16 protein-coding genes are annotated in these 13510 nt (G+C 27.2%); all 16 read left to right on the forward strand.

Annotated features, from left to right (window positions below; all coding sequences use genetic code 11):
- Nucleotides 1-7 precede the first annotated feature (7 nt).
- Entirely contained in the window at nt 8-448 is a 441-nt protein-coding gene (gene fliJ, locus I4U89_RS01430) for a flagellar export protein FliJ (protein ID WP_330615509.1), read from the forward strand.
- A 12-nt stretch (nt 449-460) separates the two neighbouring features.
- Nucleotides 461-1702, forward strand: a complete 1242-nt coding sequence (locus I4U89_RS01435) for a flagellar hook-length control protein FliK (protein ID WP_195937903.1) — start codon at nt 461-463, stop codon at nt 1700-1702.
- 11 nt (nt 1703-1713) lie between these two features.
- On the forward strand, nt 1714-2244 hold the full coding sequence (locus I4U89_RS01440) for a flagellar hook assembly protein FlgD (protein ID WP_195937904.1): 531 nt from the start codon (nt 1714-1716) through the stop codon (nt 2242-2244).
- A 21-nt stretch (nt 2245-2265) separates the two neighbouring features.
- The gene (locus I4U89_RS01445; RefSeq protein ID WP_166505001.1) at nt 2266-3135 is read left to right on the forward strand and encodes a flagellar hook-basal body complex protein; all 870 of its coding nucleotides are present in this window, start codon (nt 2266-2268) and stop codon (nt 3133-3135) included.
- 20 nt (nt 3136-3155) lie between these two features.
- On the forward strand, nt 3156-3971 hold the full coding sequence (locus I4U89_RS01450) for a motility protein A (RefSeq protein ID WP_195937905.1): 816 nt from the start codon (nt 3156-3158) through the stop codon (nt 3969-3971).
- Nucleotides 3961-4668 (forward strand): OmpA family protein, encoded by a 708-nt coding sequence (locus I4U89_RS01455; protein ID WP_195937906.1) that lies wholly within the window; start codon nt 3961-3963, stop codon nt 4666-4668. Before I4U89_RS01450 ends, I4U89_RS01455 begins: the two co-directional genes overlap by 11 nt.
- 11 nt (nt 4669-4679) lie before the next feature.
- Entirely contained in the window at nt 4680-5141 is a 462-nt protein-coding gene (locus tag I4U89_RS01460; RefSeq protein WP_195937907.1) for a hypothetical protein, read from the forward strand.
- Nucleotides 5125-5793 carry a flagellar type III secretion system pore protein FliP gene (gene fliP, locus I4U89_RS01465; RefSeq protein ID WP_092926865.1) on the forward strand — a complete coding sequence of 223 codons (669 nt, stop codon included), beginning with the start codon at nt 5125-5127 and terminating at the stop codon, nt 5791-5793. Before I4U89_RS01460 ends, fliP begins: the two co-directional genes overlap by 17 nt.
- 13 nt (nt 5794-5806) lie before the next feature.
- Complete coding sequence (fliQ, locus tag I4U89_RS01470; protein ID WP_195937908.1) at nt 5807-6076, forward strand: flagellar biosynthesis protein FliQ; 270 nt, start codon at nt 5807-5809, stop codon at nt 6074-6076.
- 4 nt (nt 6077-6080) lie between these two features.
- Nucleotides 6081-7907, forward strand: a complete 1827-nt coding sequence (locus I4U89_RS01475) for a fused FliR family export protein/FlhB family type III secretion system protein (RefSeq protein ID WP_195937909.1) — start codon at nt 6081-6083, stop codon at nt 7905-7907.
- Nucleotides 7908-7924: 17 nt separating this feature from the next.
- Nucleotides 7925-9982 carry a flagellar biosynthesis protein FlhA gene (gene flhA / locus I4U89_RS01480; RefSeq protein ID WP_195937910.1) on the forward strand — a complete coding sequence of 686 codons (2058 nt, stop codon included), beginning with the start codon at nt 7925-7927 and terminating at the stop codon, nt 9980-9982.
- A 17-nt stretch (nt 9983-9999) separates the two neighbouring features.
- Nucleotides 10000-10713 carry a sigma-70 family RNA polymerase sigma factor gene (locus I4U89_RS01485; protein WP_195937911.1) on the forward strand — a complete coding sequence of 238 codons (714 nt, stop codon included), beginning with the start codon at nt 10000-10002 and terminating at the stop codon, nt 10711-10713.
- 15 nt (nt 10714-10728) lie between these two features.
- On the forward strand, nt 10729-11502 hold the full coding sequence (locus I4U89_RS01490; protein WP_195937912.1) for a flagellar hook-basal body complex protein: 774 nt from the start codon (nt 10729-10731) through the stop codon (nt 11500-11502).
- Between the two features lie 12 nt (nt 11503-11514).
- Nucleotides 11515-12264 (forward strand): flagellar hook-basal body complex protein, encoded by a 750-nt coding sequence (locus tag I4U89_RS01495; protein WP_195937913.1) that lies wholly within the window; start codon nt 11515-11517, stop codon nt 12262-12264.
- A gap of 64 nt (nt 12265-12328) precedes the next feature.
- The gene (locus I4U89_RS01500; RefSeq protein WP_195937914.1) at nt 12329-13216 is read left to right on the forward strand and encodes a flagellar motor switch protein FliM; all 888 of its coding nucleotides are present in this window, start codon (nt 12329-12331) and stop codon (nt 13214-13216) included.
- Nucleotides 13217-13219: 3 nt separating this feature from the next.
- The gene (fliN, locus tag I4U89_RS01505) at nt 13220-13483 is read left to right on the forward strand and encodes a flagellar motor switch protein FliN (protein WP_092926849.1); all 264 of its coding nucleotides are present in this window, start codon (nt 13220-13222) and stop codon (nt 13481-13483) included.
- Nucleotides 13484-13510 lie beyond the last annotated feature (27 nt).

A 13510-nucleotide genomic window follows, 5' to 3' on the forward strand; every position in this document is an offset into this window, starting at 1 on the left:
GATGTAAGTGAGTAAGTTTAAATTCAAACTTCAAAAACTGCTAGATATAAAAGTAAAAGATGAGGAAGAAAGTAAATTAAGATATACACAAGCTCAAAATCAAAAAAGAATAATAGAAAGTAATTTAAGAAATTTAGAAAATTCTTATAAAAAATACTCAGATATAGGAATGTCTAAAGATATAATTAGTCAAAAAATTACTATTAATTATTTAGCAGCACTTACTCAGTCTATAAAATTAACTAGTGAAGATTTGAGAAAAGAAGAAATTAATGTTTCTAAAGCAAAAAAAGATTTTATAGAAAAACAAATAGATAGGAAATCTTTAGAAACCCTTAAAGAAAACGAACTTAATAGATTAAAAAAAGAAGAAGATAGATTAGAACAATTAAAAAATGACGAATTTGCATTATATGCATATATAAGAAATAGAACAAATATATCATAAAGGTGAATTAATATGAATTTAAATATGTCTATAAAAACAATGACTAACGCAAAAGAAAATACTTTAAAAAAAATAGAAGGAAGTAAAGATATAGTCAATTGTTTTTTTGGCGAAATAGAATCAAATCTTGAAGATTTGAGCTTAAATTTCAATAAAGATGAATCTAGTAAAAAGGACATTGATTTTAATCTCCTTCAAAATATAATATTTAATCTTAAATACATATATAATTTTGTAAATGATGAATTAAAAGAATGCAAAAATGTAGAAGGGTTAAATGAAAGTATCAATAATATACAAGTTATTTTTGATTCTATTAATATAGATAAAAGTAATTTAGAAATAAATATAAATAATAAAGAAAAATTAGAAACTTTAGAAAATACTTTAAATGACATTGAACTTAAGTCTAATTTATTAAGTAATAATGATAAAGAAAAATTAAATGATTTATTAGAAAAAATAAATAATGATACAGAAAATATAATAAAAAAATTTGATATAAATGAAAATAAAAGTAGCAATAATATCAAATCAAAGATAACTTCAAATAGTGATGAATTATTAAATAGTGGTTTTGAAGATAATAAAAGTTATAAAAAAAATGACTTAATAAAGGAAACTAAGTATAGAGAATTAGAAATTAATTCATTAATAAATAAAAAAAACTTAAATCAAAGTAGTGGTTTAGATAAAAATGATTTGCAAATAAGTAAGTTAGAAGACATCCTTAATAAAGGAAGTATAGGAAATCTAAATACAAACAATATTTTAAATAATGAAAATACATATAATTTAAATGATAGTTCAGTTAAAGAGATTAGAAAAACATTTATAAGTGAAGATATTATAAAAACAGTAAACTACTTAAAAAGAAGTGGTAATGAAGAAATAAAAATTAAAGTTAATCCAATAGAATTAGGAGAGATGACTATAAAACTTGTAAAGCATGGAGACGAAAATAGTTTATCTATAACAGTTAGTAAAAATAATATATTCGACTTGGTAAATAAAAATATAAATGATATAACTAAACATTTGAATGACATGAATATAAAAGTAAAAGATGTATCAATAAATATAAATTCAGAAAATCAAAATGTATTTTCAGATAATCTAAACCAAAATTTTAATAATAAAAATAGCCAGCAAGAAAGACAAAAAAATAACCAAAGACGTATAAGAGATATTATGTTAGAAGAAATAAATGAAATCTCTAATATAGAAGAAGATAATCTAAATATATTAGTATAGGAGAATATAAAATGAGTGGATTAGTAAGTATGAATAAACAAGATATAATGGGAAGCAAAAAAGTATCTAAAAATCAAAAAAGTCAAAAAACAGAAAATAACACTCCTATAATAATGCCGGGAGAAGAAAATAATAAAGAATTATTTTTAAAAATGCTAGTTGCTCAAATGCAAAATCAAGATCCTTTTAATCCTCAAGATCCCACTCAATATGTAACACAATTATCTCAATTTACTATGCTAGAACAGACAATGACTCTTAATCATAATATGGAACAAATGATGGGAATGACTAGTGGATTATTAACTAATTCAGCATTAAATTCTGCGACATCTTTAATAGGTAAGGAAGTCGAAATGAATGAAACAAAATTAAATGAAAGTTCAAATAACACAAAGTCAGAAAATAAAACTATAAAAGGTATGGTAGAAGGTGTTCATATAAAAGATGGGACTGTATATATGGACATAAAAGATAAAGATACAGGAGAGGTTGCATCTATTGAATATGCAGCTTTAATAAAAATAAATGAAAAAAATTAGAAGTTAAGGGAGATTAGTTTTATGTTAAGATCAATGTACTCAGGAATAAGCGGTATGAAAGCAAACCAAACTAAGATGGATGTTGTTGGTAATAATGTTGCGAATGTTGGAACAAGTGCATTTAAAAAAGAATCTGCAAGATTTTCTGATGCTTTAAACCAAACATTTTTATATGCAAGTGCTCCAGGTGGAGTAATTGGTGGAGTAAACCCTGGACAAGTTGGTATAGGTACTAAAGTTAGTGGTATCTTTAAAAATATGATACAAGGACCTATACAACCAACAGGAAGACCAACAGATTTAGCTATGGATGGAGATGGTTTTTTTACAGTTCAAACAGGAGTTAATCAATATGCATATACAAGAGATGGATCATTTAGTTTAGATTTAAATGGTAATTTAGTAACAGCTGATGGTTATAAAGTATTAGGAGAAGATGGAAATCCTATAGAAATACCAAAGGCAGTAGATGCAAATGGAAATCCAGCACCAGATGGAGCTAAGAATGTTAAAAAAGTTTTATCTTTTAATATAGATAAGGAAGGTAAAATATCTTATTTATTAGAAGATGGTACAAAGATGCCATTAGTTGATAAAAATGGAAATATAGTTAAAGGAACGCAGCAAAAGCTTAAAATAGCAGTTTTCCAAAATCCAGAAGGATTAAAGTTATTAGGAGGAAATCTTTATTCAGAATCTGCCAACTCAGGACAACCTTTAAAAACAGCTGTTCATGGTCAAATTAACCAAGGAGCTATAGAAATGTCTAACGTGGATTTATCAGAAGAATTTACAGAAATGATAGTTACAACAAGAGCTTTCCAAGCTTCTAGTAAAGTTATAACAACTAGTGATGAATTATTACAAGAGATAATAAACCTTAAGAGATAAAAGAGGAGAAACATAAAGAAATGAAAAAGCTTGATATTTTAACACCAATAGGACTAGTACTAGCTTTTGCTCTTGTAATGTTTGGAATATCTATGGGGGGTACTGGAATCAAACCATTTATAGATATGCCCTCTTTAGCAATAACATTAGGAGGATCATTTTCTGCAGTATTAGTAACATTTTCGATTGCTGATATAAAAAAGATTCCTAAGTACTTTAAGTTATGTACAACATCAAATAATTTATACAAAATGGATTTAGTAGACCAGTTTAAAGAAATTTCTAAAAAGATAAGAAAAGATGGAGTGCTAGCTATAGAAGAGGAAGTTTCGCAGATAGAAGATGAATTTTTAAAAAAAGGATTAGAATTAGTAATAGACGGTGTGGACACTGAAAGTATAAAAGAAATATTAGAAACAGAAATAGCAGAAAAAGAAGTACTTTACTCAGGCGGGTCTAAAATGTTTAAAGTATGGGGATCTTATGCACCAGCATTTGGTATGGTTGGTACACTAATAGGTCTAATACAAATGCTTACAGACATGGGTTCTCCTGAAGTAATAGCAAGTGGTATGTCAAAAGCATTAATAACAACTTTTTACGGTGCACTATTCTCAAATGCAGTATTAAACCCTATAGGATTTAATATAGAAGGAAAAGGTGAAAAAGAAGTTGTGTTTATGGAAATGATGATTTGTGGAATTAGCAGTATACAAAATGGAGAAAGTACAAGAGTAATAGAAGAAAAATTAATAGCATTCTTAGATGACAAAGAAAGAGCAAAGTATTATAAAAGAGAAGGAAATGAAAAGGTAGCAGATTTAGATGGCGCGTAAAAAAAAGAAAGGTGATGATGTCAACACAAATGCGTGGATGGACACATATGCCGATACAATAACTTTACTTCTTACATTTTTTATATTGCTATATTCAATGTCTGCAGTAGATACTCAAAAACTTAATGAGTTAACTGCTGCATTAAAAAACTCACTTCAAGGAAGTACAAAAGTAACTGATTTAAAAAATATAGACCAGCTAAAGGTAGCTATAGAAAAAGATGGAGATAAATTAGTATCAAAATACGAAAATTTATCTAAAAAATTAAATAAAATAATAGATGAAAAAGGTCTTAAAGATGACATAAAAGTTAGAGAAGAAGACAGGGGTATAGTATTACAATTAGGAGAAAATATATTATTTGACCCAGGAAAAGCAAATTTAAAAGAAGATAGAAAAAAAGTGCTAGACGGAATAGCGACTATAATAAAAAGCACTGATAATGATGTCTTAGTTGAAGGTCATACAGATGATGTTCCTATGCATAATAAAGAGTTTGCTTCTAACTGGGAGTTATCAACTGCAAGAGCTGTAGGTGTAGTTGAATATTTCGTAGATGATCAAAAACTAGATCCTATTAGATTCTCTGCAAAAGGATATGGAGAATTCAAACCATTAGTTAAAAATGATACTCCAGAAAATAGAGCAACAAATAGGAGAGTAGATATTTTAATTGTTGAGCAAAAGGAGAAGTGATAATCATCATCATGGATAATATGTTGCAATATATAATAAATTTATTGATATTTGTACCACTAATTATAATATTAATAATAATTTCTTTAAGATTAAGTAAAGCAAGTATGTCAACTATTACAGGTAAAAAATACACTAAAGTTTTAGAAGTTACAAATTTAAAAAAAGACATAGATGTATTTGTTTTAAAGATAGGTGATGAGGGATGTGTATTAGTATCATCACCTTCTAAAGTAGACAAAATTAAAGATTTAACTAAAGAAGAAATAAATTCAATAGAAAAAATAAAAGATGATTCTGAAATAAACTTAGGGCAGTTTGCTCCAAGATATAAGAAATATAATTTATTGAAAAATAAATTAAAATATAAAAATCTTAAAATAAATAAATCAGATTACAATAATTTAAATCTTAGTAAATACAAGATAGATAAACTAAACTTAAAGAGGAATAAATATGGAAGATTTCGCTAGTATGATGTTAAAAAATCAGCAACATTTAGCTCCTTTAATAAAATTATTTATAGTTTTAACATTTTTAATGTTTTTGCCAACTGTAATATTTATGATGACAAGTTTTGTTAGAATAATTATTACACTCTCATTTTTAAAATCAGCATTAGGAGCACAGCAATCTATACCTAATCAGATTTTAATTGGTATAGCCATGGCACTTACCATATTTATAATGGCACCTACTATAAGTGATATAAATAAAACTGCGATAAAGCCTTACATGGAAAAAAAGGTTGAATTTAAAGAAGCTATAGAAAAAGCTGAAGTACCTGTAAGAAAATTTTTATTAAAGCAGACAAGAGAAAAAGATATAAAATTATTTTTAGAAATGTCTAATATGGATGGAAAAAAAGTTACAAGAGATGATATTCCATTATATATATTAGTCCCAGCATTTGCTATAAGTGAATTAAAAACAGCTTTTCAAATAGGATTTTTAATATATTTACCATTTTTATTAATAGATTTAGTGGTATCAAGTACACTTATGTCTATGGGGATGTTTATGCTCCCTCCGGTTATGATTTCATTACCTTTTAAATTACTACTATTTATTATGGTAGATGGATGGAATCTATTAATAAAATCTTTACTTTTAAGCTTTAAATAACAAGGAGAATATTATGAATGAAACTATGGTAATGAGTATAGTAAAAGAAGCATTATATACAAGTATGTTGGTGGGAGGTCCAATTCTTATACTATCTTTAGTTGTTGGACTACTAGTAAGTGTATTTCAAGCAACTACTCAGATTCAAGAACAAACATTAACTTTTGTACCTAAGTTGATAGTTATAGCACTAACATTAGCTTTAGGTGGAAATTGGATGATGCAGGAACTTATAAAATTCACAACAAAAATAATGAGTATAATAGCTAATATAAAAGGATAAAAAATTGATATTTATATTTATTAGAATAATAACCTTTTTTGCTATCATAAATGTAATATTTCCTGCAGGAACACCCAATATATTTAAAGTAGTATTTTCATTATTTATGTCTACAATAATAGCTTTTACGGTACATATAAATGTACACATTACTACAGTTTTACAATTAATAAATTACAGTATAGTTGAAATAATAACAGGATTAGTATTGGGATTTATAACAAGTTTGTGTTTTAATAGCTTAAAAATTGTAGGTAGTTTAATAGATCAACAGTTGGGATTATCTATGATAAACATATATGATCCTAACAGTAAAAATCAATCAACACTTATAGAAAATATAATGTATTGGATAGGGATTTTAGTATTTTTTACTATGAATGGACATCATAGTTTAATAGAAGGAATTCAACATAGCTTCGAGATAATACCCGTAGGAAAATCTATACTGATTGGAAATTTCAATTACGTAATAAATGTATTTATTGAATATTTTGCAATTGGTTTTAAAATAGCAGTTCCTATTGTACTTTGCTTAATAATAACTGAGATAACAATGGGATTAATATCAAGAAGTGTTCCACAATTTAATGTAATGGTTATAGGAATGCCAATTAAACTTTTAGTAGGAATAGCAGTTTTTATTATAGGAATGCCATTTATACTAAAAGAAATTCATAACTTATTTAATCAACTACCATCCATACTAGATGGAACTTTAAAAGTAAAGCATGGAGTATTAAGCTCTATCGGACCTGTAGGTATGATTTTATCTTCTAGCGGTGATAAAACAGAAGAGCCTACATCAAAAAAGAAGAAAGACGCTAGAAAAAAGGGTAATGTAGCTAAAAGTAAAGAAGTAACAACTGCAATAACCCTAATAGCCATATTAGTTATAATTGGTACAATGTCAAACTATATGATATCAGATTTTAAAAATAATATAATACATTATTTAAGTAGCGATTTTAAATTTAATATGGATTATAACATATTACAAACTTTGACAGTAAATTTAATAATCTCATTTATGAAGTTATTTTTACCAATAGGATTAATAATAATTGTATTTTCCGTAATAGGAAATGTTATGCAAACAGGATTTATGTTTAACTTTGAGAGCATTAAGCCAAAATTTTCAAAACTTAATCCTATAAATGGATTTAAAAATATGTTTTCTATGAAATCTGTAGGAATGTTGATTAAAAGTGTAGTTGTAATAGCTGTACTTTTTGAAATAGGATACAGTTTTATGAAAAAAAAATTCGAATTAATAATGAACAGTGGAGATATACATCTTCCATACCTTATATACACTATAGTAAATATAATAAAAGATTTGCTAATAAATATAGTTTTAGCAGTAGTAATAATAGCAGTAATTGATTTTGCATATCAAAAGTATAGTTATAAAAAAAGTTTAAAAATGACGAAACAAGAAGTAAAAGAGGAATTTAAGCAAGTTGAAGGAGATCCTCATATAAAAGGAAAGATAAAACAAAGACAAAGAGAAATGGCTAGTAAGAGAATGATGCAAGCTGTTCCATCAGCTACCGTAATAGTAACAAATCCAACACACATATCTATAGCAATAAGGTATGAAAGAGGAAAAGATACAACTCCTATAGTTGTTGCAAAAGGAGCTGATGTAGTAGCATTTAAAATAAGAGAAATAGCCAAGGAACATGATATACCTATTTTAGAAAATAAACCTCTAGCAAGACTTATATATAAAGAGGTAGAAATAGATCAAGAAATACCAGAAGAAATGTATCAAGCAGTAGCAGAAGTATTAGTGGCTGTTTATAAAATTAAAAATAAATACAAATAGTTAAAAAGAGGTCATAGATGGAAAAACTAGATTTGAAGAAAAGATTTGATATAATAGTAGGATTTGGAATAATCGGTATTGTTTTAATGATAATAATACCACTACCTCCATTTCTATTGGATGTAATGCTAACATTAAATATAGCATTTTCATTACTAATATTATTACTTACACTTTTTTCAACTAATATATTACAACTATCAATATTTCCTACTATATTGCTTGTTACAACCTTATTTAGACTAGCTCTAAATATATCATCTACAAGACTTATATTAGGTCAAGGTTATGCAGGAAATGTAATAGAATCATTTGGAAGTTTCGTTGTAGGTGGCAATTATGTAGTTGGAGTAATAATATTTTTAATTATAATAATTATTCAGTTTATAGTCATAACAAATGGTTCAAGTAGAGTATCTGAAGTTTCAGCAAGATTTACTCTAGATGCCATGCCAGGTAAACAAATGAGTATAGATGCTGATTTAAACTCAGGTACAATAGATGAAAAAACGGCAAGAATTAGAAGAAGAGAATTACAACAAGAAGCAGATTTTTATGGGGCTATGGATGGAGCATCTAAATTTGTAAAGGGAGATGCCATAGCAGGTATAATAATAACAACTATAAATGTACTAGGTGGAATTATTATAGGTGTTATAATGCTTGGGATGAGTTTTTCAGAATCTGTGCAAACATATATTAGACTTACAATAGGAGATGGTTTAGTTAGTCAAATACCAGCACTACTAATATCTACATCAGCAGGTATATTAGTAACTAGATCAGATTCAGATGAAAGCTTTGGAAATTTACTAGGAAAACAATTAATATCTATACCTAAAGCTATAGGAATGACAGGAATAGTTCTTATAGTATTAGGTTTTTTACCAGGGCTTCCAAAACTATCATTTTTCTCATTAGGTATAGGAGCAGTAGGGATTTCATTTTTATTAAATAAAGCAGAAAAAGAAAAAGAAGCAGAATCATATGACTTAGAATATAAAGAAGAAGATGCTCAAGCTAGTTTAGAAAATGCAGAAGATGTATCTAAGTTAATAAATGTAGAACCAATAGAAGTAGAAATAGGATATGGTCTAATTCCCCTAGTAGACGAAACTAATGGCGGAGACTTACTACAAAGAATTGTATCAGTAAGAAGACAATGTGCTATTGATATGGGTATAATAGTTCAACCAATAAGAATAAGAGATAATTTACAATTAAACTCAAACCAATACAGTATAAAAATAAAAGGAATTGCAGTAGCAACATATGATTTAATGCCATCTATGCTACTTTGTATGAATCCAATGGGAATAGATTCAAGTATAGAAGGTATACAAACAAAAGAACCTACATTTGGTCTTGATGCTTTATGGATAAATAAAGATAAGGCAGAAGAAGCTGAATTATATGGGTTTACAGTTGTAGATCCTACTACAATTTTGGTAACACATCTATTAGAAGTTATAAAGTCAAAGTCTCATGAACTTTTAGGACGACAAGAGGTCAAGGAGATAATAGATGAAACAAAAGAAAGATATAGTGCTGTTGTTGAAGAATTAATTCCAGATTTAATGACATTAGGTGAAATTCAAAAGGTATTTAAAAACCTTCTTAAAGAAAAAATTGCTATAAAAGATAGGGTAACTATTTTAGAAACTTTAGCAGATAATGCAAGAAATACTAAAGATATAGAACTTTTAACCGAATATGTAAGAATGGCAATGAGTAGAAGCATATGCTCGGAATTAATAGATGAGGATAACTCTATTACAGTAGCTACATTATCTATGGAAATAGAAAATTTAATCGGAAATAATCTTCAAAGGTCAGTAAATGGAACATATCCAGCTATAGACCCAGACACTACTAATAAAATATTTAATAGTATACAAATGATAATAGAAGAAGTTAACTTTACGAATAACAGACCAGTACTACTGGTATCACCAAAGATAAGAGCACCTTTTAGAAAATTAGTTGAGATTGTATTCCCAAATGTCTCAGTACTATCTCTTAATGAAGTTCCAAGTGATATTCAGATAAAAGCTCAAGGTGTAGTAAATATATAATATGGAGGAATGTAATAATGAAATCACATCAACAAGAAGAACTTATAGTTAGTAATATGCCTCTTGTTAAGCATATTGCATCAAAATACTATACGAGCAAAATGGGAATGGAATATGAAGATTTAGTTAGTTATGGAGTCATGGGACTTATAGATGCAACTAATAAGTTTGATGAAAGTAGAGGAGTAAAATTTTCAACTTATGCATCTATAAGAATATCATCTTATATAATTGATGAAATAAGAAAATATTCACCTATATCCAGAATGTATATGAGCAAAATAAAAGAATATAATAAGGCTGTAGAAATTTTACAAAATAAATTTTTTAGAAAACCAACTATAGATGAAATAGCAAATCATATGGGTGTTAGTAAAAATGAAATTAATGATATAAATGTAAAAATGTTAGATTTAAACAATGTATATCTTGATAATGTAATTTTTGATGATGAAAATGAAGTTAAACTTATAGATACTTTAAAAGAAAAAGAAGAGTTATCTCCGACACACTTAGTTGAAAAAGATGAGCTACGAGAAATAATGGCAAAGGCTATAGATACCCTTAAAGAAAAAGATAGACTTGTTTTATCTTTATACTATTATGAGGAATTAACACTAAAAGAGATAGGATTAATATTAGGGGTTTCTGAGTCTAGAGTATCCCAATTAAATAGTAGAGCCATAAAGAATTTAAAGTTAGCTATGAAGAAGTTAAAATATATAGACTAATTGGAGGGAGAAAAAGTGATAAGAGGACTATATACATCTGTATCTGCAATGATGACATTAGAGGCTAAACAAAGTATTGTTACAAATAATTTAGCCAATGTAAATACTGTAGGTTACAAAGAAGATACTTTAGTTGAGAAAAGTTTTGATGAAATTATGCTATCAAATAACGACAATTACATAAATGGAATGCCTCATAACCAAAAAATAGGTGGATTAAGCTTTGGTACGAGAATAGATGAGAATGTTACAAATCATAAACAAGGAACGCATATTTCAACTGAAAACAATACTGACTTTGCTATAGATGGAGATGGATTTTTCAAGGTATTAGATCATAATAATAAAACATTTTATACAAGAAATGGATCTTTTAATATTGATAATCAAGGGTATTTAGTAACAAAATCAGGGGATTATGTACTTGGAACAAATAGAAATACAAATAATTCAGAGCCTATATATGTTGGACATGGAAAGTTAGTTATAAACCCAGATAATAGTATAAGCATAGATGGTAATAAAATGTATGATTTTAATATAGTTAAGTTTGATAATAAACATGATTTAATAAAGAGTGGAAATAATCTATACAATGGTAAAAATGAAATAAAAACCAATAATATAAAAATAAAACAAGGTTATTTAGAAGGTTCAAATGTTGATAGTATAGGTACAATGTCATCATTAATGGAAACTGTAAAACTATTTGAAGCAAATCAAAAGGTTATACAAACAATAGATTCTACTCTTAGTAAAGTAGCAAATGAAATTGGAACAGTAAGATAAGGGAGATAAAATATGTACAATATAATGAAAAATAGCGTATCTGCAATGTCTGCAAGTCAAGGGAAAATAGAGATAACTTCAAATAATATGGTAAATGCACAGACCACAGGATATAAGAAATTAGACATTGGTTTTTTAGATTTGTATAATGAGACATTAGATAGAAGCTACTATCCACATAATAATAATAATAATACTGGTACTGGAGTAAAAGTATCTCAATCTTTTAGAAACTTATCCCAAGGAGCAATAAAGGATACAGGAATAAAAAGTAATTTAGCTATAGATGGAGATGGGTTTTTTAGAGTTGTAAATCCAAATGGTACATTTAGTTATACAAGAAATGGAGAATTTAATGTAGATTCAAATGGTGATTTAGTTGACGACAAGGGAAATAAATTAGATATACAAGTGTTAAATGGAAATGATGCTGATTTATCAAAAGGAGAAGTAAGTATAAATAAATTAGGAGAAATATTTGTGGATAAAAAAGAAGTTGGGAAGATAAATTTATATAAAGTCCAAGGAGATAAAGATTTGATTCCTACAGGTGATAATTTATTTAACCTAAGAGACGGGGCTAAAATTGAGTTAGTAACTAATTCAAATATACTACAAGGATATGTAGAGATGTCTAATGTAAATATGGAAACTGAAATGACAGACTTAATCATAGCTCAGAGAAGTTTCCAATTTAACAGTAAGGGGCTACAAGCTACTGATGATATGTGGAGTATGATAAATAATCTACAAAGTAGATAAATACTTATAGAAAGGAGTTAGTATTCTAAAATGTATAATTATATATTTTAGATATATATAGTTTATGGAACAAAATGTAAAAACATATGATTTTAAAAAACCACAAAGATATTCAACTGATAACATGAGATTTTTATCTGTTATATCTGAAGACTATTGCAAAAATACAAATTTATTTTTAGCATATGAGTTAAAAAGACCTAACATAACTTGTAAGGTTGAAAAAGTAGAACAAACAAATTATGAAGAATTTATTAACTCAATAAGTCCAAAATCAGTTATCGTAGAACATGCAATACAGCCACTAGTAAAGGATCTTATTTATCAAATTGATAAATCTGTAGCATTAACATACATAGATTTAATGTTAGGTGGAGATGGAATATTTGAAAATTATGACAGAGATTTAACAGAAATTGACAAGCAATTAATTTTCCATTTATGCACAAAATTGTTAACTAGATTATATATAGTTGAAACTTGTAAATCAAGAGAAGTATTAAGAGTACATTCAAATGCAGGTGCTAGTAAAAAGTATCCAGTAAGTGAATCAGTACTTATAGCTCATATGAAAATGATGTATGGAGACAAAGAAATTGGTAAAATGCGTTTTTGCAACCCTTATAGTTGTATGGAGCCAATATTAGACCAATTAGAAACAAAGATATTATTTAGAAATAAGAATATAGAATATGATTTTGAATTTACAAATGCAATTTATAACAATGTTTGTGGTGCAAATGTAGATATAGTAGCTAGGCTAGGTGAAACAAATATAAGTGTTGAAGATTTATTAAACTTACAAGTTGGAGATATTTTATCACTAGATACAAAAGTAGCCGGAGATTTAGACTTGTATGTTGCAGGGGCTAAAGCATTTAAGTGTAAACCTGGACTTATAAAAAATAAAAGAGGTGTTATAATAACAAACTCTATAAGAAAGGAAGGATAGAATATGAGTGAAAAATTTGATAGAGTATTAGATATAGAATTAAAAGTTAGTGCTATACTTGGAAGAACTAAGATGTCTTTAAAAGATATATTCGAACTATCTAAAGGGTCTTTAATAGAATTAGATACATTCGAAGATCAAGAAGTAGAAATATATGTAAATGGAAGAAAAATAGGTTATGGACAAGTTGTAGTAGTAGATAGAAATTTCGGTATAAGAATAACAAGTATACTAGGAGAAGAAGAGTTAGTAAAAACTTTAAGCTAAGAACCTATATAGTAAAGGATGGTTAGC

The organism is Romboutsia sp. 1001713B170131_170501_G6 (assembly GCF_015668195.1).
In the GTDB taxonomy this organism is placed as follows: domain Bacteria; phylum Bacillota; class Clostridia; order Peptostreptococcales; family Peptostreptococcaceae; genus Romboutsia_C.

What these genes read in the sequence shown, in the direction of transcription:
- I4U89_RS01435 (WP_195937903.1), top strand. Translation starts at nt 461, where the DNA reads ATGAATTTAAATATGTCTATAAAAACAATGACTAACGCAAAAGAAAAT.
- I4U89_RS01440 (WP_195937904.1), top strand. Translation starts at nt 1,714, where the DNA reads ATGAGTGGATTAGTAAGTATGAATAAACAAGATATAATGGGAAGCAAA.
- I4U89_RS01445 (WP_166505001.1), top strand. Translation starts at nt 2,266, where the DNA reads ATGTTAAGATCAATGTACTCAGGAATAAGCGGTATGAAAGCAAACCAA.
- I4U89_RS01450 (WP_195937905.1), top strand. Translation starts at nt 3,156, where the DNA reads ATGAAAAAGCTTGATATTTTAACACCAATAGGACTAGTACTAGCTTTT.
- I4U89_RS01455 (WP_195937906.1), top strand. Translation starts at nt 3,961, where the DNA reads ATGGCGCGTAAAAAAAAGAAAGGTGATGATGTCAACACAAATGCGTGG.
- I4U89_RS01460 (WP_195937907.1), top strand. Translation starts at nt 4,680, where the DNA reads ATGGATAATATGTTGCAATATATAATAAATTTATTGATATTTGTACCA.
- fliP (WP_092926865.1), top strand. Translation starts at nt 5,125, where the DNA reads ATGGAAGATTTCGCTAGTATGATGTTAAAAAATCAGCAACATTTAGCT.
- fliQ (WP_195937908.1), top strand. Translation starts at nt 5,807, where the DNA reads ATGAATGAAACTATGGTAATGAGTATAGTAAAAGAAGCATTATATACA.
- flhA (WP_195937910.1), top strand. Translation starts at nt 7,925, where the DNA reads ATGGAAAAACTAGATTTGAAGAAAAGATTTGATATAATAGTAGGATTT.
- I4U89_RS01485 (WP_195937911.1), top strand. Translation starts at nt 10,000, where the DNA reads ATGAAATCACATCAACAAGAAGAACTTATAGTTAGTAATATGCCTCTT.
- I4U89_RS01495 (WP_195937913.1), top strand. Translation starts at nt 11,515, where the DNA reads ATGTACAATATAATGAAAAATAGCGTATCTGCAATGTCTGCAAGTCAA.
- I4U89_RS01500 (WP_195937914.1), top strand. Translation starts at nt 12,329, where the DNA reads ATGGAACAAAATGTAAAAACATATGATTTTAAAAAACCACAAAGATAT.
- fliN (WP_092926849.1), top strand. Translation starts at nt 13,220, where the DNA reads ATGAGTGAAAAATTTGATAGAGTATTAGATATAGAATTAAAAGTTAGT.